Annotated in this window: 18 protein-coding genes and 1 tRNA gene; 2 read left to right on the forward strand and 17 right to left on the reverse strand. The window is 73.0% G+C overall.

The window, feature by feature from the left end; genetic code table 11:
• The first annotated feature begins 93 nt into the window (after positions 1 to 93).
• Positions 94 to 1,041, forward strand: a complete 948-nt coding sequence (locus IE219_RS05900; protein WP_189975432.1) for an ArsR/SmtB family transcription factor — start codon at positions 94 to 96, stop codon at positions 1,039 to 1,041.
• Between the two features lie 216 nt (positions 1,042 to 1,257).
• Here IE219_RS05900 and IE219_RS05905 read toward each other — a convergent pair whose 3' ends face one another.
• From IE219_RS05905 to IE219_RS05925, 5 genes are all read right to left on the reverse strand, one after another.
• Positions 1,258 to 1,899 (reverse strand): IclR family transcriptional regulator, encoded by a 642-nt coding sequence (locus IE219_RS05905; protein WP_189975433.1) that lies wholly within the window; start codon positions 1,897 to 1,899, stop codon positions 1,258 to 1,260.
• A 433-nt stretch (positions 1,900 to 2,332) separates the two neighbouring features.
• Positions 2,333 to 4,126 carry a DEAD/DEAH box helicase gene (locus IE219_RS05910; RefSeq protein WP_189975434.1) on the reverse strand — a complete coding sequence of 598 codons (1,794 nt, stop codon included), beginning with the start codon at positions 4,124 to 4,126 and terminating at the stop codon, positions 2,333 to 2,335.
• A gap of 183 nt (positions 4,127 to 4,309) precedes the next feature.
• Complete coding sequence (locus IE219_RS05915; protein WP_189975435.1) at positions 4,310 to 4,687, reverse strand: type II toxin-antitoxin system death-on-curing family toxin; 378 nt, start codon at positions 4,685 to 4,687, stop codon at positions 4,310 to 4,312.
• Complete coding sequence (locus tag IE219_RS05920) at positions 4,684 to 4,881, reverse strand: hypothetical protein (protein ID WP_189975436.1); 198 nt, start codon at positions 4,879 to 4,881, stop codon at positions 4,684 to 4,686. The genes IE219_RS05915 and IE219_RS05920 overlap by 4 nt, the downstream gene beginning before the upstream one ends.
• A gap of 31 nt (positions 4,882 to 4,912) precedes the next feature.
• The gene (locus tag IE219_RS05925; protein WP_189975437.1) at positions 4,913 to 6,379 is read right to left on the reverse strand and encodes an MFS transporter; all 1,467 of its coding nucleotides are present in this window, start codon (positions 6,377 to 6,379) and stop codon (positions 4,913 to 4,915) included.
• A 239-nt stretch (positions 6,380 to 6,618) separates the two neighbouring features.
• Here IE219_RS05925 and IE219_RS05930 point away from each other — a divergent pair.
• Positions 6,619 to 6,690: transfer RNA gene (locus IE219_RS05930), tRNA-Cys, on the forward strand.
• A gap of 162 nt (positions 6,691 to 6,852) precedes the next feature.
• On the opposite strand, the gene IE219_RS05935 is transcribed toward IE219_RS05930, so the two are convergent.
• The 12 genes from IE219_RS05935 to IE219_RS05990 form a co-directional block, all read right to left on the reverse strand.
• Positions 6,853 to 7,503, reverse strand: a complete 651-nt coding sequence (locus IE219_RS05935; protein WP_189975438.1) for a hypothetical protein — start codon at positions 7,501 to 7,503, stop codon at positions 6,853 to 6,855.
• Entirely contained in the window at positions 7,500 to 9,656 is a 2,157-nt protein-coding gene (locus IE219_RS05940) for a DUF6571 family protein (protein ID WP_189975439.1), read from the reverse strand. Before IE219_RS05940 ends, IE219_RS05935 begins: the two co-directional genes overlap by 4 nt.
• 10 nt (positions 9,657 to 9,666) lie before the next feature.
• Positions 9,667 to 10,098, reverse strand: a complete 432-nt coding sequence (locus IE219_RS05945; RefSeq protein ID WP_189975440.1) for a hypothetical protein — start codon at positions 10,096 to 10,098, stop codon at positions 9,667 to 9,669.
• Positions 10,099 to 10,309: 211 nt separating this feature from the next.
• Positions 10,310 to 12,634, reverse strand: a complete 2,325-nt coding sequence (locus IE219_RS05950; RefSeq protein ID WP_189975441.1) for a xanthine dehydrogenase family protein molybdopterin-binding subunit — start codon at positions 12,632 to 12,634, stop codon at positions 10,310 to 10,312.
• Entirely contained in the window at positions 12,631 to 14,235 is a 1,605-nt protein-coding gene (locus tag IE219_RS05955; protein WP_229849602.1) for a (2Fe-2S)-binding protein, read from the reverse strand. The genes IE219_RS05950 and IE219_RS05955 overlap by 4 nt, the downstream gene beginning before the upstream one ends.
• Positions 14,232 to 15,107, reverse strand: a complete 876-nt coding sequence (locus IE219_RS05960) for an FAD binding domain-containing protein (protein WP_189975442.1) — start codon at positions 15,105 to 15,107, stop codon at positions 14,232 to 14,234. The genes IE219_RS05955 and IE219_RS05960 overlap by 4 nt, the downstream gene beginning before the upstream one ends.
• 226 nt (positions 15,108 to 15,333) lie before the next feature.
• Complete coding sequence (locus IE219_RS05965; RefSeq protein ID WP_189975443.1) at positions 15,334 to 16,962, reverse strand: beta-N-acetylhexosaminidase; 1,629 nt, start codon at positions 16,960 to 16,962, stop codon at positions 15,334 to 15,336.
• Positions 16,963 to 16,966: 4 nt separating this feature from the next.
• Positions 16,967 to 17,815 (reverse strand): carbohydrate ABC transporter permease, encoded by an 849-nt coding sequence (locus tag IE219_RS05970; RefSeq protein ID WP_189975444.1) that lies wholly within the window; start codon positions 17,813 to 17,815, stop codon positions 16,967 to 16,969.
• Positions 17,812 to 18,771: a carbohydrate ABC transporter permease gene (locus IE219_RS05975; RefSeq protein WP_189975445.1), complete on the reverse strand. Its 960-nt coding sequence runs from the start codon at positions 18,769 to 18,771 to the stop codon at positions 17,812 to 17,814. The genes IE219_RS05970 and IE219_RS05975 overlap by 4 nt, the downstream gene beginning before the upstream one ends.
• A gap of 5 nt (positions 18,772 to 18,776) precedes the next feature.
• Positions 18,777 to 20,081 carry an extracellular solute-binding protein gene (locus IE219_RS05980; protein ID WP_189975446.1) on the reverse strand — a complete coding sequence of 435 codons (1,305 nt, stop codon included), beginning with the start codon at positions 20,079 to 20,081 and terminating at the stop codon, positions 18,777 to 18,779.
• A 219-nt stretch (positions 20,082 to 20,300) separates the two neighbouring features.
• Positions 20,301 to 20,591, reverse strand: coding sequence for a DUF3039 domain-containing protein (locus IE219_RS05985; protein ID WP_189975447.1), 291 nt, complete (start codon positions 20,589 to 20,591; stop codon positions 20,301 to 20,303).
• Between the two features lie 29 nt (positions 20,592 to 20,620).
• The gene (locus tag IE219_RS05990; protein WP_189975448.1) at positions 20,621 to 21,232 is read right to left on the reverse strand and encodes a YqgE/AlgH family protein; all 612 of its coding nucleotides are present in this window, start codon (positions 21,230 to 21,232) and stop codon (positions 20,621 to 20,623) included.
• Positions 21,233 to 21,427 lie beyond the last annotated feature (195 nt).

The raw sequence follows: 21,427 nt of genomic DNA on the forward strand, positions 1-21,427 counted from the left end.
TTCGGGTTCGGGTTCGGGTTCGGCGGCGGATTCGGGTTCGGCGGGTGGTGGGCCGGTGCCGGGAGGCGGTGCGGTGGGAGGGCGGGGGGCGTCATGCGGATCCACTTCGCGGCGGAGGACTGGACGCGGCTGCGGTACGCGCCCCGGCCCTCGCCCCTGCCCGAGCTGCACGCGGCACTGCTGATGCTGGGCGCCCCGCACGAGACCGCGCTGTTCGGGCGGTGGCGGTCGCGGCTGCTGCGGGCCCTGCCCCCGGCGGCGGAACCGCTGGCGGACCTGGTGCCGGGCGGGTCCCCGCCCGCCTTCCTGGACGTCCTCGGCGAGACCCGGCAGGAGGGCTTCGAGGCGGTCCGGGCGACCCCGCGGGACCGCGTTCGGTCCGAACTGGAGCGGGTGTACGCGGGCCGGGGCCTCGCCCCCGCGTGGATCCGGGACCTGCACGCGGGCCGGGCCGACGCCTGGCGCACCCTCGCACGGGCCCAGGCGGCGGCGCACGGCGCGGTCCTCGCGCCGGTCTGGGAACAGGTGCGGGACCTCCACCGGGCGGAGTTCGCCCGGCACGCGGTCGTCCTCGCCCAGGACGGCCCGGCGGCGGCCCTGACCGCCCTGGTGCCGGGCTCGCGGCTGCGGGACGGGGTGTGGGAGGTGCCGGGCGCCGCCGGAGAGGTACGGCTCGGGGGCCGGGGCCTGGTCCTGCTGCCGACCTTCCACTGGCGGGGCGGCCCGCTGGTCCAGGACCTCCCGGGACGCGAGGTCGTCCTCGCCTGTCCCGCGGGCCCCGGCCTCCCCCTCGTACCGGAAGCCGCCGACGATCCCGGCGGCGCCCTGGCCGGCGTCCTGGGCCCCACCCGGGCCGCCCTGCTGCGCGCCCTGGCCGAACCCCGTACCACCACCGGCCTCGCCCGCGTCCTCGACGTCTCCCCCGCCACCGTCTCGGGCCACACGTCGGCCCTGCGCGCGGCGGGCCTCCTGACCACCGAACGCGCGGGCCGCGCGGTCCGCCACCGTCTGACGCCGATGGCGGAACTGCTGCTGCGCTAGCGGATCCGGGATCCCGGATCCAGAAGATTGGATCCAAGATCCCAGAGATTGGATCCAGGATCCCAGAGATTGGATCCAAGATCCCGGAGATTGGATCCAAGATCCCGGAGATTGGATCCAGGAGATTGGATCCAGGATCCGAAAACGCCGGAGGGACGCCCGTGGCGACTCGGGCGTCCCTCCGGACGACAGGATCGCGGGCCCGGCCCGCGGCGTTCAGCGCAGCGCGTCCGCGACCTCCCGGGCCGCGTCCACGACGCGCGGACCGACCCGCTCCGGCACCGCGTCCGCGAGCATGACGACGCCGACGCTGCCCTCGATGCCGGTGATGCCGACGAGGGGGGCCGCGGCGCCGCTGGCACCGGCCTCCAGCTCGCCGTGGGTGAGGGTGAAGCCCGGTTCGATCAGGCTGCCCTGGCGGGCCGCGAGGATCGCCCGGCCGGCCGCGCCCCGGTCCAGCGGGTGCCGGAACCCGGCCCGGTAGGCGACGTGGTAGTCGGTCCAGGTCGGTTCGACGACGGCGACGGCGAGCGCCTCCGCCCCGTCGACGAGGGTGAGGTGCGCGGTCGCGCCGATGTCCTCGGCGAGGGAGCGCAGCGCGGGCAGGGCCGCCTCGCGCACCAGCGGGTGGACCTGGCGGCCGAGGCGCAGCACGCCGAGGCCCACGCGCGCGCGACCGCCGAGGTCGCGGCGGACGAGGGCGTGCTGTTCCAGGGTGGCGAGCAGACGGTAGACCACGGTCCGGTTGACGCCGAGTTTGTTGGACAACTCGGTGACGGTCAGGCCGTGGTCGGTGTCGGCGAGCAGTTTGAGGACTCTCAGTCCCCGGTCGAGCGTCTGGGAGGTCTCCGCGGTCACGACGCCCTCTCCTTCGGAAGTGAGTGACGGCGGGCTCTCACGGGGTTCGCGGCGCCGGTCCCGTCGGCGACGCACGTCAGAGGCCGCCGGCAGGAAGGGGTACACCGGCTGCGCTCCGCGGCGGCGCTGCCACGGGGCGGTTGCTTTGTGCCGGGACAGTAGCGACCCGCTCCGCTCAGCGGAAGACCTCGTCCAGAATCCGGGCGCGGGCGACCGGATGCGGACGGTTCAGGACTTTCGTCGGCCCTCCTCGGGACTTTGGCTGACAAGAACGGCTTTGTCGTGCGCCTACCGTGGAGGTGCCGGAAGGCCGTCCGTGGGGGCCGGCGTCCGGTGCCGCCCCCCCGACCCCCGCGGGGTGCGGCGGAGGCCCGTACGACGGTGCTCGTACGGGCCTCGCGCATGTCCGGGGGCGGGGTCGCCGCCGCGGGGGTCACCGCATGCGGGTGGCCCACTCCTGGACCTTCTTGATCCGCTCGCGGATCTGGCCGGCGGTGGCCTCAGCGCTCGGCGGCCCGCCGCAGACGCGGCGCAGCTCGGTGTGGATCACGCCGTGCGGCTTGCCGCTCTGGTGGACGTAGGCGCCGACCATGGTGTTCAGCTGCTTGCGCAGTTCGAGGAGCTCCTTGTGGGAGACGACCGGGCGCCGCTCGGCGGGGAGTTCCAGCAGGTCTGCCTCGGTGTCGGGCTTCTTGCGGCTGTGCGCGATCTGCCGGGCCTGCCGCTTCTGGAGGAGCAGCTGGACCTGGTCGGGCTCCAGGAGCCCGGGGATGCCGAGGTAGTCCTGCTCCTCCTCGCTGCCGGGGTGGGCCTGCATGCCGAACTCGGCGGCGTTGTAGAGGACGCGGTCGAAGACGGCGTCGGACTCCAGCGCCTCGAAGGGCAGCATGTCCTGCTCGCCGGTGTCCTCGTCCTGCTGCTTCTCGGCCTCCGCCATCTCCTTCTCGGACTCGGCGTACGGGTCCTCGTCGTCGCCCGCCTTCTTCGGCTTGTCGAGGACGTGGTCGCGCTCGACCTCCATCTCGCTGGCGAAGCCGAGGAGGGTGGGGATGGTGGGCAGGAAGACGGACGCGGTCTCGCCGCGCCGGCGGGAGCGCACGAAGCGGCCGACGGCCTGGGCGAAGAACAGCGGCGTGGAGATGGTGGTGGCGTACACGCCGACGGCGAGCCGGGGCACGTCGACGCCCTCGGAGACCATGCGGACGGCGACCATCCACCGGTCGGTGTTCTCGCTGAACTCGTCGATGCGGTCGGAGGCGGCCGCCTCGTCGGAGAGGACGACGGTCGCCTTCGTGCCGGTGATCTCGCGGATCAGCTTGGCGTAGGAGCGGGCCGAGTCCTGGTCGGAGGCGATGACGAGGCCGCCGGCGTCCGGAATGGACTTGCGGACCTCGGTGAGGCGCTGGTCGGCGGCGCGGAGCACGTTCGGCATCCAGTCGCCGCGCGGGTCGAGGGCGGTGCGCCACGCCTGCGAGATCGCGTCCTTGGTCATCGGTTCGCCGAGGCGGGCGGCGATCTCGTCGCCGGCCTTGGTCCGCCAGCGCATGTTGCCGCTGTAGGAGAGGAAGATGACCGGGCGGACGACGTTGTCGTTGAGGGCGTTGCCGTAGCCGTAGGTGTAGTCGGCGGAGGACCGCCGGATGCCGTCGTTCCCCTCCTCGTACGTGACGAAGGGGATGGGGTTGGTGTCGGAGCGGAACGGGGTGCCGGTGAGGGCGAGCCGCCGCGCGGCGGGCTCGAACGCCTCCAGGCACGCCTCGCCCCACGACTTGGAGTCACCGGCGTGGTGGATCTCGTCGAGGATGACGAGGGTCTTGCGCTGTTCGCAGCGGTTGCGGTGCAGCATGGGGCGCACGCCGACGCCGGCGTAGGTCAGCGCGACCCCGTCGTACTCCTTGCTGAGCGGTCCGGCGCTGTACTCCGGGTCCAGCTTGATCCCTATCCGTGCCGCGGCGGCCGCCCACTGCTTCTTGAGGTGCTCGGTGGGGGCCACGACCGTGATCTGCTGCACCACGTGGTGGTGCAGCAGCCAGGACGCGAGGGTCAGGGCGAAGGTGGTCTTGCCGGCGCCGGGCGTGGCGACCGCGAGGAAGTCACGGGGCTGCTCCTGGATGTACTTCTCCATCGCGCCCTGCTGCCAGGCGCGCAGCTTGTTGGCGGTGCCCCAGGGAGCACGGCCGGGGAAGGCGGGAGAGAGGTGGTGTGAGGAGGTGGCGGTGGTAGTCACGATCTCCGGTTCGATGTTCGTCCAGATATGACAACCGGGCCACCTTACCGGCGGGGCGGGCGGAACCTCGATCGGACACCTGGCGGCCGGCGCCGTGACCTCGGGGCGTGCGGCGAGCATCACATCCGCCGCACGCTCCGGGGCCGTTCCTCCGTGCCCCCTCCGGCCGGGGGTCGCGGCGGGTCAGCGCGCGAACCCGGGGAGCCGGGCGGCGATGGCGGGCACGTCGAGGGCGCCCTGGCAGACGTCCAGGACGAACGCCTCGGCCCGGTCGACGTCGAAGCCGGGGTCGAGCGGGTGCCCGTTGAGGTGCAGGAAGACCCAGACCGCGTACCAGGAGACCCGCTTGTTGCCGTCCACGAGGGCGTGGTTGCGGGCGAGCGACTCCATGAGGGCGGCGGCCTGGTGCCAGACGCCGGGGTAGGCGTCCTCGCCGAAGACGCTGGAGCGGGGGCGCGCCAGGGCGGAGTCCAGGAGGCCCCGGTCCCGCACCCCGGGCTCCTCCAGCCGCGCCGCGAGGTCCAGCAGCTCGGGCAGGGTGAGGTGGTCGGCCGTGCTCACGCCAGCCTCCGGTTCAGCTCGCCGCTGGCCGCGAGGACGTGCGCGGCGGCCTCCTCGAAACGGCGGGCGCGGGCGGGCGGCGCGGCGGCCCCGGGGGTTTCCCCGGGCGCCGTCCCGGCCCCCGCCGCGGACTCGTCCCCGGGGGCCTCCCCGGGGGCTTCCCCGTCGGGGCGGGCGTGCGGGCGATCGGTCATGCCGGACGGTACCGCGCGCCGCCGCCCGGGTTCAGCCGGTTTTCGCGGCCGCGGGGCCGTGCAGCCGGGTCGCCACCCAGGCCCCGGCCGCCGCGACCGCCGCCATGGGCAGGAAGACGGCGGCGAAGGCGGAGGGATGGGAGGACCCGGCGGCGGCGGCCCCGGCCTCGTGGCCGACCGTGCCGCCGCCGAGGGCGGCGAAGGCCGCGCCGCCCGCCGCGAGCAGCAGCACGTTGGACAGGCCGTCGGAGATCTGGAGGGCGGCCGAGTTCGCGCCCGCCTCCTCCGGCGGGGACAGCTTCATCAGGAGCACGCTGGTGGAGGCGATCACGGCGCCCATGCCGAGGCAGCCGAAGGCCCAGGCGACCGCGACCGTCCAGACCGGCACCGCCGGGATCAGCACGCTCGGCGCGGTGAGGATCGAGAGGGCGACCAGGCCCATGCCGGCGACGACGAGCCGTTCGCGGTACGGCTCCGTCCACGGCCGCGACTGGATCCAGGATCCAAGCGCCCAGGTGAGGCCGCCCATGGCCAGCGACAGGCCGGCGAACGTCGGGCTCAGCCCGCGCTGGGTGACGAGCATCAGCGGCACGAAGGACTCCGCCGCGATGAAGGAACCGGCGGCGACACCGCGCAGCAGGATCACCGACGGCAGCCCGCGCGCGGCCCGCACCGTGCCGCGCGGCAGCAGCCCCCGGACCGCCGGCACCAGCAGCGCGGCGCCCGCGACGGCGGGCAGCAGCGACAGCCAGCGCAGCTCCTGCCCGGCGTACTGGAGCAGCCCGGCGCCCGCCGAGATCGCGAGGGCCAGCAGGATCCGGCGCCGGTCCCAGGCCGCGACGGGCGCCTCGGGGTCGGCCGGCCCGGAGGCGGTGCGGCGGATCGCGGGCAGCGCGAGGACGAGCGGCAGCACGACGAGGACCGGGATGCCGACGAAGACCCACCGCCACCCCAGGTGCTCGGTGATCGTCCCGGAGGCGAGCGGCCCGACCACCGAGGGCACGACCCAGCTCGCCGCGAAGGCCGCCATGATCGCGGGCCGCAGGTGCTCCTCGTACGCCCGGCTGACCACCACGTACAACGCGACGATCACCAGCCCGCCGCCCAGCCCCTGCACGGCCCGCCCGAGGATGAACACCCACATCGAGGCGGCGGTCCCCGACAGCAGCAGCCCGACCGCGAAGGCGCTGATGCCCACCGTCAGCGGCGTCAGCGGCCCGTTCCGGTCGGACCACTGCCCCGCGACGACCATGCCGAAGAGACTCGTCGTGAAGTACGCCGAGAACGCGAAGGCGTACACGGATATCCCGTCCAGCTCCCGCGCCGCCACCGGCATCGCGGTCCCCACCGCCGTCGCCTCGAAGGCGATCAGCAGCACGACGGAGACGATCCCGACACTGAGCGCCCGGTGCGCGGCGTCCATGACGGAACCGCGCGGGGGCTCGGGGGGCGGCGGCACGGCGATGCTCTCGGCATCACGGGGTTCGAGGACGCTCATGGCCCCAGGGTAAGGGTCGTCCCCACAGATGACCCCTGTCGCGAGTCCCCTCCCCCTTCCGCCCTTGGTCGTACGCCCCCGGCTACCCGCCCCTGCTCCGGAAGACGGGCTTCCCCTCCGGCCCCGCCCGACTGTGAACGGTGTGTGGCAGGCGTATTGCAGCTCCGTGGCGCACCTCGGGAATCCCTTGAGCCCCTTCCGTCCGGCTCCTAGTGTCTTTCTTGTCGCCACACCGACATGACCGTGTGCCCGAGTGGTTCAGGGGCTCGTCTGCAAAGCGAGTGACGTCGGTTCGAATCCGACCACGGTCTCCGGAGAATCGAGTCCCGCATCCGTCCGCACGGGTGCGGGACTCGTTCTGTCCGGGGCCGTACCACCCATGTGACGACAGGCCGGGTTTCCGAGGCGCTCGGCCTTGGAAACCTGGCCTGTTTCAGCCGGTGAAATCGTCTGTCACCACCCGCCGTCCAGCCCTACGCGGCGGGCAGCGGCTTCACCACGGGGTCCCCCTTCAGGGGGTCGCCCTCGCAGCCGAGCGCGTCGGCGGCCCGGCCCGCCAGGATGTAGAGCAGCTCGATCTGCCGCTTCCTGGCCTCGGTGTCGTTCCGCCGCTCGGAGTTGCTCAGGTTCGCGAGTTCGACGTGGAACAACATCCTTTGAGAGGCCTCCGCGAGGTCCCCTGGCAGTCGGCACGCCACGGAAAGCTGGGCAAGCCAGTAGGTCGACTCGACGTGCACCCCGTTGACGTCGTAACGGGCAATCTTTTCCCGCGCCACTTTGCCCCACTCCAACTCGCCGGGCAAGGCCCATGCGAATTCGACATCCGCGCCCTTCGAGTTCCGGTCGGGCCGGGGGTCGTAGACACAGGTGTAAAGGGATTCGTCCTTCATCTGACGCAGATGGACGCCAAGGCTCTGCACCAACTCCTCCGTCGTCCTGTGGATGGTGGTGTAGAACCGATCGGACCGGATCGCCTGCTGTACCGCCTTCTCGCCTTTCGAACCTTTCTCCATGCTACAGAGAGATCTTGCGGCAGGCTTCGGCTCGGGCTCGGACGTGCAGGACGTGACCAGTGCGGCGAGGACGAGGAGGCCGGTGAATTGTTTGCGCATCGCCATCCTCACTTCGGTGACTGAAGATGCGCCCTGGCCGCATCCCTGCCACTGGTGAAAGAAGTATTTGCCTCGTTCTTCGATTCCCTGAAGGCATTTTCCTTCTCGATTTCCTCTCGCTCTCCCCAGTTGTCCATCATCTGGTTGAGACCGTCCGCTCCCCTGCCGTACCCCTCGCTTCCTTCCCGCTTCGCCGTGTCCTCGGCGTCGTCCTTGGCACTCTGCTCCCATTCGAAGCCGATCGTGTCGATGAGCGAACTGGCCGCCGAGCCCACCACCGGAAGCTCTCCGATGACCCCGTTGACACCGTTGACCGTGTAATTGGACGTCTGCTCCGCCCACTTCTCCCGGTCGTCCTGCTTGTCGGCGTAGACGTCGGCACCGATTCCGTTGAGCGCGCCCATGGCATGGCCGATGCCGCTGGCCCGGTTGTTCCAGTCGGCGCTGGAATCGTGCGGGGTCCCCGAGAACGCCAGGGCCTCGTTCAGCACCGACGCGGAGTAGGTGCGCTCCGCTTCGTGCAGGAGGGAGAAGGCGGGGGCGTCGTCCGCGATGCCCCGCATGACGCGTACGAGGCTGCCCTGCCCCACGGCGAGGTGCGCTTCCTTCCCCGAGCCGTTGATGGAGTCGCTGCCGCCGACACCGCCGTAGTCCGACTCCTGTCCCTGAAGGATCACATGGGTGTCGGAGACGTAGTCGGCCATCGCCTGCGCCATCGGCCGGCGCAGGTTCCCCAGCTGCTCCGGGAACTGGTCGCCGCCCATCTCGCTGTCGAGCAGCCGGATCGCGTGGTGCATGACGCGCGCCTGGCCCTCGGTGTGCGGGCCGGGCGGACCCAGCTTCTCGCCCGGCTCGTGCCCGGTGGCCGCGGCCTGAATGGCCGCGCCGAGACCTCCCGCCCGGGGATCGCCGTCGAGTTCCCGCAGCGGGCCGTACAGCGGCGCGCTGTAGGAGTAGTCGTCCCACTCGCGCTCGGTCAGCAGGTAGGCGAGGTGGTCGTTCTTGTTCCCCGCGGCGGCCGGGTCGAGGAAGTACTCGGCCGCCTTCGGGTCCTCGCTCATGGTCTTGAGCAGTGCGTCCAGCGGGTCGACCACGACGTTCGGGCGCTTGGGGTCGTAGGCGTGCGACCAGTTCGCGTCGCCGTCCTTCTCCGCCTCGATGATGCCGTCGCCCACGTCGTTGAGGAACTGCTTGCCGTAGCCGTCGCCGTTCTCCATCAGCGTCGCGAGGATCTGGTATCCGTGCACCGGGAGGAGCTTGTCCAGCGATTCGCCGCCGAAGTCCTTGAGTCCTTCGAGGAACGGCTTGTAGGCGTAGCTGTTCGGGTCCTGGGTGCCCGAGGCGATCGTCGCGGCGAGGCTCGCGGTGATGGACTCGTAGAGCTTCTTGTCGGCCGCCGAGACGTCGCGGCCGTGGGCCGCCATGTTCAGCTGGTCGGCGAGCCGCATCGTGCCCTCCGCGCCCAGCGCGTCCAGGTACGCCTCGCTGAAATGCTTGTCGTCGGCGTTCCGGCTCATCACCTGCCGGTAACTCTCAAGCTCTTCGGGCGAGGCTTTACCCGAACGGACCTTCTCCGTGAGGGCCAGGGCCTCCACCGCCTCGACGTCGCCGACCGGATGGGAGTTGAACCCGAACGGCTGGCTCCCGTCCGCTCCCGAAGCGTTCAGAAGAGCCCGCTTCACGTCTTCGTCGTACTCGTTGACCGCCTTCACCGCGTTCATGATGGCGCGGGTGTGGGACTGCTCGACGCCGGGGAGGTCCGGGTCGTGGCGAATGGTCTTCGCCGTTTCCGCGTCGACCTTGCTGAAGTCGTAACGCGCGACGCCGCTCTCCGAGACCTTCATCCCCGCGCCGACGGCGTCCGCGACCGCCGACTTCACCGCCGCCTTGAGTTCGACGAACCTGGCGTGGGCGTCGAGGAAGAGCGACTCCATGGCGCGTGCTTCCTTCTGCGCGGAGTCGTACTCCTTTCTCGTCACCACGAAGACGTTGAGCGCCGCACCGGCGCTCTCCCCGGTCCATCCGCTTCCGGTCGAGACGCTCTGCACTTCCTTCTCGAAGATGTCCTCGAGAATCTTGAACTTGGCCGCCATGCTCTTCCAGCCCTCCGCGGCACCGGTGAGAGCGGAGAAGTCCATTTCCATGATCTGCTGATAGCTCGGCACGGTTCCCTCCCTATCCGTCCAGGCCCGAAAGGCCGGACGGCACGGAGCGGACCGTCAATCCCGTCGTGACATCGGCTCCCGTCAGGGTGGTGACCGCGCCACGTAAGCCGGTCTTGTGCGAACTCAGCCGCCCCATCAGCCGCTTCACCTGCTCGTCCCACTTCTCGTGGGCCTTCGTGATGCCCGTGGCCGTCTCCCAGCCCGTGAAGGCCCTGACGGCCGCGCCGGTCGGCTCGTCGGCGACGTCCGCCGCCTTCCGCGTCTCCGGTTCCAGCGTGGTCTCGATGGTGTCGGCCGCCTTCTTCTTCCTGGGCGGCACGCTGCCCAGGACACCGCCCCCGCCGGGCCCTCCGCTGCCGCCGTCCGCCTGGTTCAGCCGCATCCGTGCCGGCTGCTGCTCCGCGGCTTCGGCCTTGAGCTCTTCCCACTCACGCCAGGCCATCGCGTACCCCCGTTCGTCCGGTTCCCGTCGTGCCGTGCACCGTATGACAGCGACGGCCGCCGTGCGGCGCGCGGTTGGCCCGTTCCTTGCGGGGGCGGCGGCACGGCGGGCGGGGCACGACGAGCGGGCACACCGCACGGCGCCCGACGGGGGCACACGGCACGGCCCGGCCCCCGCGCACTCACGTGGGGGCCGGGCCGTGTGTCCCGGGCTACGGGGCCGCCACCGCCGACTGCGGGCGGATCGGGAGACGGTTGACCGGGCGGCCGGTGGCGGCGCGGACGGCGGCGGCGACGGCGGCGGGCGAGGTGACGACCGGGACGGCGCTGGCGGCCTTGGCGCCGAAGGGGGCGACGACGTCGCGCTCCTCGACCAGTCTGACGATGCGGATGTCGGGGGCGTCGAGGGAGGTCGGGAGGGCGTAGCCGGTCAGGTCGGGGTGGCGGACCAGGCCGCGGGCGGTGCGGAGGTTCTCGGTGAGGGCCGCGCCGACGCCCTGCGTGACGCCCGCCTCGATGCGGGTGGCGAGCTGGGCGGGGTTGAGGATGCGGCCGACGTCCTGGGCGACGGCCATCTCCACGACCCGGATCGCGCCGAGTTCGACGTCGACGTCGACGACCGCGCGGATCGCGCAGAAGGCGAGGCCGACGAAGGCGTCGCCCTGGCCGGTGGCGTCGAGCGGCTCGGTGGGGTGCGGGCGGCACTGGGCGGTGGCCCAGAGCTCCTTGCCCTTCATCTCCTCGGCGACGGTGGTGGAGAGGACGCCGTCGTACGAGGTGATCTTGCCGTCGCTGATCTGGAGGAGTTCGGTGGACATGCCGAACTTGTGGGCCAGCGGCTGGAGGAGCTGGGTGCGGACCATGCGGGCGGCGCGCTCGACGGCGCCGCCGGAGACCCAGGTGTGCCGGCCGTGGGTGGCGGCGCCGGCCGGGGGCTGGTCGGTGTCGACGGGGGCCACGTGGACCTCCTCGACGCCGAGGGTCTCCTGGACGACCTGGCGGGCGAGGGTGGAGAAGCCCGAACCGGTGTCGACGGCCGAGCAGATGACGGTGGCGACGCCGTCGAGGACCCGGACGGTGGCGGTGGAGACCTCGTCGGTGCCCTCGGCGCCGAGCATGTGGACCATGCCGAGCGCGTAGCCGACGCCCCGCCGCACGGCGCCGGGTTCGCCCGCGCCCTCGGGGCCGCCGGGCAGCAGCCAGTCCTCCTCCGGGGTGTCCTTGGGGAGGGCGGGCAGCGGGAAGTCCCGTACGGCGGCAAGGAGTTCGGCGACGGGCGCGGGGCAGGTGACGGTCTGGCCGGTGGGCAGCAGGTCGCCGGTGGAGAGCACGTTGCGCATCCGCAGTTCGGCCGGGTCGACGCCGATCCGGCCTGCGAGCTTGTCCATCTGCGCCTCGTAGGCGGCGCACACCTGCATCGCGCCCTCGCCCCGGACGTGCCCGGACGGCGGGTTGTTGGTGCGGACGGCCCAGCCCTCGACGAAGGCGTGCGGGACGACGTACGGGCCGCAGGCGAAGGCGACGGCGGCGGCGAGGGACTCGCTGGAGGCGTCGGCGTAGGCGCCCGCGTCGAGGAGGATCTGCGCCTCGACCTTGACCAGCCGGCCCTCGGCGTCCGCGTGGTGGCGGTAGCGCAGCAGGGTGGGGTGGCGGTGGGCGTGGCCGAGGAAGGACTCCTCGCGGGTAGCGGTGAGCTTGACCGGGCAGCCGGTGCGCAGGGCGAGCAGGCCGAGCGGGATCTGGAAGCCGGGGTCGTCGCGGTCGCCGGTGGCGCCGGGGACGCCGGTGACGACGACCTTGACCTGTTCGGGCGTCAGGCCGAAGCAGGCGGCGGCGAGGTCGCGGTCGGTGTGCGGGTCGGTGGAGGCGGTGTACAGCTCGACGCCGCCGTCGGGCCGGGGCACGGCGAGTCCGGCCTCGGCGCCGATGGGGGCGGGGTCCTGGCGGCCGATCCGGTAGAGGCCCTCGACGACGACCTCGCCGGCGGCCTGCGGGTCGCCGAAGCTGAGCGGGATGTGCCGGATCAGGTTGCCGTCGGGGTGCAGCGGCTCGGCCTCGAACGCCTTCTCCGGGTCGGTGACGGGCTCCAGGAGCTCGTACTCGACGGTGATGGCGGCGGTGGCGAGCCGGGCCGTGTCGGGGTGGTCGGCGGCGACGGCGGCGATGGCCTCGCCGTGGTGGCGGACCAGTCCGTCGGCGAAGACGGGCCGGTCGGCGACCCGGCGGCCGTAGGTGGCGGCGCCGGGCACGTCGGCGGCGGTGACCACGGCCCGGACGCCGGGCATCGCCTCGGCGGCGGAGGTGTCCACGGAGACGATCCGGGCGTGGGCGTGCGGGGAGCGCAGCAGCGCGGCCCACAGCAGGCCCTCGGCCCACAGGTCGGAGGCGTACGGGAAGGTGCCCTCGGCCTTGGCGCGGGCGTCGGCCTGCGGGAGGGAGGCGCCGAGGCCGAGGACGGGCGCCTCGGTCTCCGGGGCGGGGCCGGCCGCTTCCGCGAAGGGGAGCGTGGGGATGGCGGTCGTCGCGTCGGTGCTCACGCCCTGCCTCCGTCGTGCTGGTGCGGGATCTCGTGGGCGGGGTGCGGGGCGTGGGCGGCGGCGTCCTCGCCCGCGGCGGTGTGGTCGGCGCCGCCGCCGGCGCGTTCGGCGACGACGTCCTCGACGGCCTGGAGGACGCCCCGGTAGCCGGAGCAGCGGCAGAGGTTGCCGGCCAGGGCCTGGCGGGTCTCCAGCTCGGTGGGGGCGTGGTTGCCTTCGAGCAGGTCGTGCACGGTCATGCACATGCCGGGGATGCAGAAGCCGCACTGGACGGTGCCGCAGCGGGACAGGGCGCGCTGCACGTCGGACGGTTCGCCGTCGGTCGCGAGGCCCTCGACGGTCCGCACCTCGGACCCGGCGGCGGTCGCGGCCGGCACCAGGCAGGAGGCGACGAGGCGGCCGTCCACCTGCACGTTGCAGGCGCCGCACTCGCCCTGCGAGCAGCCGTCCTTGGCCCCGGCGAGGCCGAGGCGCTCGCGGAGCACGTAGAGCAGCGACTCGCCGATCCAGGAGCCGGTGACGGGCCGGTCGGTGCCGTTGACGCGCAGGACGTAGGAGGTGTGCGGGTGCTCGTCGCTGTCGACGGAGGTGGAGGTGGGCGCGGACTCCGCCGCCGCCTCCGCCTCCTCGGGAGCCTCCGGAAGCTCTTGTACGGCTCCGATCCCCGAGGACTCCCCCACGGCCCGGCCCTCCGGCTCCCCGCCCGGCCCGGCCGTCTCCCCCCCGGCCTCCGCCTCCGCGTCGGGGACGGCCTCCGCGACCGCCTCCCCGCGCTCGGCGTGCTCGTCCCGCTCTTCCGGCCCGGCGTACTCGCCGTGCTCGGCGCGGTCGGCGTACTCGCCGTGTTCCGCGTGGTCGGTGTGCTCGCCGTGGTCGGTGTGCTCGCCGTGCTCCGCGTGCTCGGCCGGGTCGCCGTGCTCGGCGTGGTCCGCCGGTTCCTCCGCCGCCATCGCCCACGGCGCCGTCGCGCCGCCCGGCAGGGTCGGCGGGGCCTGCTCGTACGAGACCGGCTCGGGCGCGGCCTCCGCGACGGGCTCCGCGTAGGAGTCCGCGAAGGTGTCCGGGCCCGGCTCCGCGAAGGGCTCGGGGAAGGTCCGCGCGAAGGAGTCCGGGAGGGCTTCCGGCGCGGGCTCCGCCGGGACCGCCGGGTCCGGCGGGACCTGCCACTGCCCGGTCGGCGTCGCGCCGAAGTGCCACTCCGCCGTCGCGTGCGGGTCGTGCGGCGCGTGCGCGGTGTGCGGGTCCCCGTAGGGGCGGGTGGCCGCGGCGTCGTCCTCGTACCCGTGCGGCGGCGGCTCCGGGAGTCCGGTCGCGGCCTGCTCCGGGGCGAAGTACTCGGCGCCCTCGGCGGGGGCCGGGGGCCAGGCCGGGTCGGCGCCGTCCTGCGCGGTCCGCTCCAGCGGCTGGAGCGGCACGATCATGGGCGGGGTGTAGCCGTGGCCGGGCGCCTCCAGCGGCACGCCGTCCAGCATGAACTCCGGCGGCAGGTGGACGAAGGCGGTCGCGCCCTCGTCGTACCCCTCGCTCTGCGGGATCGGCTCCCAGCCGCCCGGCGCGGCGGGGGCCGCGGTCTCGTTCGGCTCGTGGTTGTTCGTGCTCACGACAGGGCCCTCCCCAGTGCCCGGCGGGCGAGAGTGGCGACGGTGCGCCGAAGGTGCAGGACGGCGGGCGACGGCTGCTCGCCGCCGGGCGGGTCGGGGACGCAGGCGGCGGCCACGTACTCGCCGAAGGCGGTCAGCGCCTCCGGGGCGAGCGCCCGGTCGTTGTCCCAGTCCACCAGCGAGGCGATCCAGCGCTCGGCCTCCAGCGGCCGCAGCGGCATCGGGGCGACCGCGCCGACGGCGCAGCGGACGCCGCGCCGGGCCGGGTCGAGGACGACGGCGACGGAGGCGGTGGCGCGGGCCGGGCCGGTGCGGCCGGTGGCCTTCAGGAAGACCTGGGGGGCGTGCAGCAGCGGCACGCGGACGAAGGCGACGAGTTCGCCGGGGGCCAGCAGGTCGCGGCCGGCGAGCAGGTGCGAGACGGGGATCTCGCGGGTGCCGAGCGGGCCGACGACGACGAGGTCGGCCTCCAGGGCGGCGAGGACGGGCAGCGAGTCGCCGGTGGGCGCCGCGGTGACCACGTTCCCGCCGAGGGTGCCGGCGTTGCGGATCTGGGGCGGTCCGGCCGCGCGGGAGGCGGCGGCGAGGGCCGGGATGAGGGCGGAGAAGTCGGGGCGGCCCATGCGCGCGTGGGTGAGCCCGGCGCCGAGGAGGGCGTGGCCGTCCTGGTACTGCCAGCCGCGGATCTCGTTGATCCGGCCGAGGCCGACGAGCCCAGCGGGGCGGAGCTGACCGCGGTTGACGGCGGCCATCAGGTCGGTTCCGCCGGCGACGGGCACGGCCGCCGGCATGGCGGTGAGCGCTGCCACGGCCTCGTCGAGCGAGGCGGGCAGCGTCACGGACTGCGCCGTCTGTGGTGCGTGCGTGGTCAACCCGCTGCCCCTTCCCGGTCTTCCCGGTGGTCCCCGACTGTGCCCGGCTGTCGCGCCTGTGCGTGGGCGTACCGTACGTGCTCACAGGCTGGACGTGGCAACTCTGGCACATCTTCCGAGCCGTCCGGAGCGAGGGTCCGCGAAGGACTGTTCCGCCCCGGACGTCCCAGGAGGGAAGGTAACTCCCGTTTCGCCGCTCTTGGGTGACGCGGGAGCGCGAGCTGTCTCACACGTTCGGGGGCGCCCCCTCGATCGGGCGGCCGAGGAGCCCGGGGCGGCGCTGCCAGGGCGTGGGGCCGGTGGGCGGGCGGTAGGCGACGCCGAGGGCGTCGAGGCGCCGGTAGTGGGTCTCCATGCGGCGCAGGAAGCCCTCGGTGTCGCGCGCGTCGGGGGCGGGCAGCGCGGACCAGGCGACCTCGGCGAAGGCGACGAGGCGCGGGAAGACCTGGTAGTCGACGCGGCCGCGGTTCTCCATGACCTCGGTCCACACGTTGGCCTGGGTGCCCAGGACGTGCCGGGCGGCCTCCTCGGAGAGGCCGGGCGGGACGGGCTCGAAGCGGTGGACGTCGGCCAGGGTGCGGACGAAGCCGATCGGCACCGGCTCGTCCTCGCCGCCGTCCTGCCGGTGGTCGAGGTAGACCTGCTGCTCGGGGCACATGACGACGTCGTGGCCGGCCTCGGCGGCGGCGATCCCGCCGCCGTAGCCGCGCCAGGAGGAGACGGCGGCGCCGTCGGCGAGGCCGCCCTCCAGGATCTCGTCCCAGCCGATGAGGCGGCGGCCCCGGTCGGCGAGCCAGCGGTCGAAGTGGCGGATGAACCAGGACTGGAGGCCGTCCTCGTCGCCGACGCCGAGCTCCTGGATGCGGGCCTGGGCGGCCGGGGACGCCTTCCACTGGTCCTTGGGGCACTCGTCGCCGCCGACGTGCACGAAGGTGGACGGGAAGATCTCCAGCACCTCTTCGAGGACGTGCTCGTAGAAGCGGAGGACCTCCTCCGTGGGGGCGAGGACGTTCGGGTTGACGCCCCAGGTGTCCCAGACGGTGAGGGCCCCGGTGTCGACGGCGTCGGTGTTGCCGAGCCAGGGGTAGGCGGCGATCGCGGCCTGGGAGTGGCCGGGGATGTCGATCTCGGGGACGACGGTGATGTGCCGGTCGGCGGCGTAGGCGACGATCTCGCGGAGGTCGTCCTGGGTGTAGTAGCCGCCGTGCGGGGTGTCGTCCCAGAGCGGGGAGGCCCGGTGGCCCCACTTGGAGCGGGCCCGCCAGGCGCCGTCCTCGGTGAGCTTGGGGTAGCGGCGGATCTGGACGCGCCAGCCCTGGTCGTCGGTGAGGTGGAAGTGGAAGACGTTCAGCTTGTGCGCGGCCATCAGGTCGAGGTAGCGCAGGACGTCCTCCTTCGGCATGAAGTGCCGGGAGACGTCGAGGAGGAGGCCGCGCCAGCCGAAGCGGGGCCGGTCGGTGACGGTCGTGTACGGCAGTTCCCAGTCCGCGCCGGGCCGCAGGGGCGCCCGGCGGTACGCGTCGGGGCCGAGGAGCTGGCGGAGGGTCTGGGCGCCCCAGAAGAGGCCGGCGGGGCCGCCGCCGTCGATCAGGACGCCGTCGCCGTCGACCGTCAGGCGGTAGCCCTCGGGGCCGTACTCCTCCTCCGTCCCGGGGGAGGTCCGCAGCCGGATCGCGCCGGGGCCGGTGCCGTCGGGCAGGGACAGGCCGGTGGCGGCGCCGAGGACGGCGCGCAGCCAGCGGGCGGTGCCCTCGGTGCCGGGCCCGGCGTCGAGGGCGGTGCGCGCGTCGAGCGTCAGCGTCCCCTCCGGGTGGTCGGCCGTCAGGGGTACGGGGATCAGGTCCGGTTCTGTCATCGCGTCAGTCCTTCACCGCCCCGCCCAGTCCGGAGACCAGGCGGCGCTGTACGAGTACGAAGAAGACGAGCACCGGGATCGTCATCACGGTCGATCCGGCCATGATCCCTCCCCAGTCGTTCTCGTCCGGCTTGAAGAAGACCAGCAACGCCATCGGCAGGGTCGACTGCGAGGTGTCGCTGATGATGAACGACTTCGCGAAGAGGAAGTCGTTCCAGGTGGAGATGAACGAGAAGACGCTGGTCGCCACGAGTCCGGGGAGGACCAGCGGGAAGAGGATCGTCCACAGGAAGCGGGCGTGGCTGGCGCCGTCGATGCGGGCCTGCTCCTCCAGGGCCTCGGGCACGGCGCGGACGAAGCCGCGCAGCATCCAGATCGCGAACGGCAGCGAGAAGGCCAGGTGGGGCAGGACGAGCGAGCCGAGGGTGTTGAGGAGCCCGGCGTCCCGCATGAGGAAGAAGAGGGGGATGGTGAGGGCCTCGACCGGCACCATCTGGGCGACGAGGAACATCACCAGGAGGGTGGTGCGGAACTTGAAGCGGAAGCGGGTGACGGCGGTCGCGGCGAGGAAGGCGATGACGGCGGAGGCCAGCACGACCGCCCCGGCGACGAGCAGGCTGTTGAGGAAGTAGCGGCCGAAGTCCTGCTGCTCGAAGACGCGCCGGAAGGAGTCGAGGGACGGGGAGAGCGTCCACGGCCGGGGTTCGGACGACTGGATCTCGCCGGCCGGTTTGAAGGCCGAGAGGACCATCCAGTAGAGCGGGAAGGCGACGACGACCGCGGTGAGCAGGGCGGCGGCCTCGGCGAGGAGCCGGCCGGGGCGGCGGACGCCGGGGATGCGCAAGGTGGTCACAGTTCCTCCCCCTGGCGGCGCAGGATGCGCAGGTAGACGAGGGTGACGGCGAGCAGGAGCAGCAGCATGACGACGCCGATGGCGGCGCCCAGGCTGTACTGGGAGGAGGCGAACGCCTTCTGGTAGGCGTACACGTTGAGGACCAGGTTCTGGCCGGCGATGCCGCCGCCGTTGGTCATGACGTAGATCTGGGTGAAGACCTTGAAGTCCCAGATGACGGACTGGATGGTGACGACGGCGAGGATCGGGCGGAGCAGTGGCGCGGTCACGGAGCGCCAGATCCGCCACTGGGAGGCGCCGTCGAGGGCGGCGGCCTCCAGGACCTCGGTGGGGACGGCCCTGATCCCGGCGTAGACGGTGACCATCACGAACGGGAACGAGCACCAGACGACTTCGAGGAGGACGAGCGCGAAGGCGCTGTAGCGCCCGTACGTCCAGGAGAAGTCGCCGAGGCCGAGGAGCCGGTTGACGGGTCCGAAGTCGGCGTCGAAGAGGAAGACCCAGACGGTGGAGCCGGTGACGGCGGGGGTGGCCCAGGCGCCGAGGGCGGCCAGCATCAGGGCGAGCCGGGGCAGTGCCCGGACCCGGGTGAGCAGGACGGCGAGGGTGCAGCCGACGACGAGGGTGCCGGCGACGCAGGCGGCGGCGAAGACGACGGTGGCCAGCAGGACCTGGCGGAACTGCGGGTCGGTGAAGAGGGCCGTGTAGTTGCCCAGGCCCTGGAAGGAGGTGGGTTCGCCGCCGCTGACCTGGGCCTGGGTGTACTCCAGGAAGGAGATCAGGCCGAGCTGGTAGACGGGGTAGACGAGGAGGGCGCCGAGGACGGCGAGGGCGGGCAGGAGGTAGAGCCAGGGGGTCCAGCCGGAGGCGCCGGTACGGCTCCGGGGGCGCCGCCCGGCGGGCGGCGCCTTTCCGGCGGGCGGTGCGGGCGGTGCGGGGGCGGTGGTGGCGGTCATCGGGGTCAGCCCGCCGCGGCGAAGGCCGCGTCCATCTTCTTCGCCGCGTCGGCGGCGGCGGTCTTCGCGTCCTTACGGCCGCTGGCGATCTCCTGGAGCATCGTGGGGACGACGAGCGAGGAGTCGATCTGGCCCCAGGCGGCGGTGGCGGGGACGAACTTGGTGCCGGCGGCGAGGGTGTCGATGAAGGGCTTCACGAAGGGGCGGCGTTCGGCGGCGGCGGTGCGGACGTCGGTGAAGGTGGGCAGGAAGCCCATCGCGTCGAACAGCTTGCCCTGGGTGTCCTTGCCGCTGAGGCCCTTCATGAGCTCGACGGCCAGGGTGCGGTGCGAGGTGGACTTGAGGACGCCGAGGTTGTTGCCGCCGGCGAAGGCGGGGGCGATGGAGCCGGGGGCGGTGCCGGGCAGCGGGACGACGGCGTACTTGCCCTTGACCTGGCCGGCCTCGACGGCGGCGTGGCTGAAGTCGCCGCCGATGGCCATGCCGGCCTTGCCCGCGGCGAAGGCGGTGACGGTGGCGTTGCCGCCCATCTGGGCGCAGGTGGCGGCGGGGCAGTTGTCGTCGCCGAGGAGCGAGGTGTAGGTGGTGAGGCCCTTGACGGCGGCGTCGTCGCCGATGGTGGCCTTGTAGGCGCCGGAGCCGTCCTTGGCGGCGAGGTCGCCGCCCGCGGCCCAGACGAAGGGCATGGCGCCGTAGGTGTAGGCGCCGCCGACGGCGATGCCGTACATCTCGGGCTTGGCCTTGCGTATCTTCTTCGCGGTCGCGACGAGTTCGTCCTGGCTCTTGGGGGCGGTGAGGCCGAGCTCGGTGAAGACGTCGGTGCGGTAGTAGAGGGCGCGCAGGCCGACGAAGAGGGGGGCGCCGTAGACCTTGCCGCCGACGGTGACGGACTCCCGGGCGGTGGGGTCGGTGTCCTTGGCCTCGTCCCAGGCGGCGAATTCGGCGGTGACGTCGGCGAGTCCGCCGTCCTTGACGTAGCCGGCGGTGTCGGTGTTGCCGTACTCGATCAGGTCGGGGGCGGACTTGGGGTCGTTGAAGGCCGCCTTGACGCGCTGGGCGCGGGTCTCGACGGGGATGTACTCGACCTCGACCTTCGCGCCGGGGTTCTTCTTCTCGAAGGCGGCGACGGCGGCGTCGACGACCTTCTCCTTGGGCTGGTTGGCGACCTCCTGGAAGAGCCAGACGCGCAGGGTGCCGGTCTTCTCGTCGCCGCCGGCGGCGGGGGCCGAGGTCTGCGGCGCGCAGGCGGCGAGGACGAGCGCGGCGAGCGGCAGGGCGACGGGGGCGGTGATCCGGGCAGGAAGCTTCATTGCGGTTCCCCTCCGATGCCCGTTGCAGCATGCGCAACGGGCGTTTCGTATTGCACAACAACTGCGGTGAGGTTAGGCGCGGGCGGCGATCACGACAAGAGGTCTCGACCACTTCGAGACCTAGAAAAAAGGACAAGGGCATGAAAAAGGGGCGGCCCCCGTCGGAGAAGACACGCTGGTCTTCTCCGACGGGGGCCGCCCCCGGCGGGTGCGGAGGGGTTACTTCCCCTTGCCGTCCTTGCCCTTGTCCTTGTCGCCGCCCGCGCCCATGGAGTCGTAGATCTCCTTGCACATCGGACAGACCGGGTACTTCTTGGGGTCGCGCCCCGGGACCCAGACCTTCCCGCAGAGCGCGACGACGGGAGTGCCCTCCAGGGCGCTCGCCATGATCTTGTCCTTCTGGACGTAGTGGGCGTAGCGCTCGTGGTCGCCGTCACCATGGGACACCTGCGGCGTCGGCTCCACGAGGGTTCCCGTACCTGTCCCGCGATCGGGCTCAAGAGTGCTCATGGCCCCCAGGGTACTGAAAGCGGCCCCGGTCAGTTCAGGGAAGGGTCGTCCGGACACGTGGCGACCAGGGCGAGCTCCCCGCGCTGGCGGCGCAGCACCTGGCGCCAGAGCTCCTCGGGGCGCGGGGAGGAGACGTCGCCGGGCTCCGACTCGACGACGTACCAGGCCCCTTCGGCGACCTCGGCCTCCAGCTGGCCGGGGCCCCAGCCCGCGTAGCCGGCGAAGATCCGCAGGGCGCTGAGGGCGGGTCCGAGCAGCTCGGGCGGGGCCTCCAGGTCGACCAGGCCGATGGCCCCGAAGACCCGGCGCCAGCCGAGGGGACCGCCGCCGGCGGCCGGGGACGGCTCCCCCTCGCCGGGGCGCGCGCAGGGGCCCTCCTCGCCGGGGACGACGGCGAGGCCGAGGGCGGCGTCGAGGGAGACGGGCCCGCCCTGGAAGACGACGCCGGGCTCCCCCGCGAGCGGCGCCCAGGCGGCGAGCACGTCACCGACGGTGACGGGGGTGGGCCGGTTGAGGACCACGCCGAGGGAGCCCTCGTCGTCGTGGTCGAGCAGCAGCACCACCGCGCGGTCGAAGTTCGGGTCCGCGAGGGCGGGGGTGGCCACGAGCAGCCGTCCTGTGAGCGAGGACACCTCGGTCATGCGACACATGATCCCGCATCTTCGGCGCGGAGGGGGGTTCTCGGCCGCGTGCGCGGGGAAGGCGGCCGGGCACGGAGGAGTCCCGCAGGTCGGGAGGGGAGGAGCGGGAGGGGGCGCGCGGCCGGAAACAGCCCTCCGGGGCAACCGGACGGTGACCGTCCGCAAGATCGCGGAAACGGAGGGTGTTGTGCCGAA

It is taken from the genome of Streptomyces termitum, assembly GCF_014650175.1.
Taxonomy (GTDB): domain Bacteria; phylum Actinomycetota; class Actinomycetes; order Streptomycetales; family Streptomycetaceae; genus Streptomyces; species Streptomyces termitum.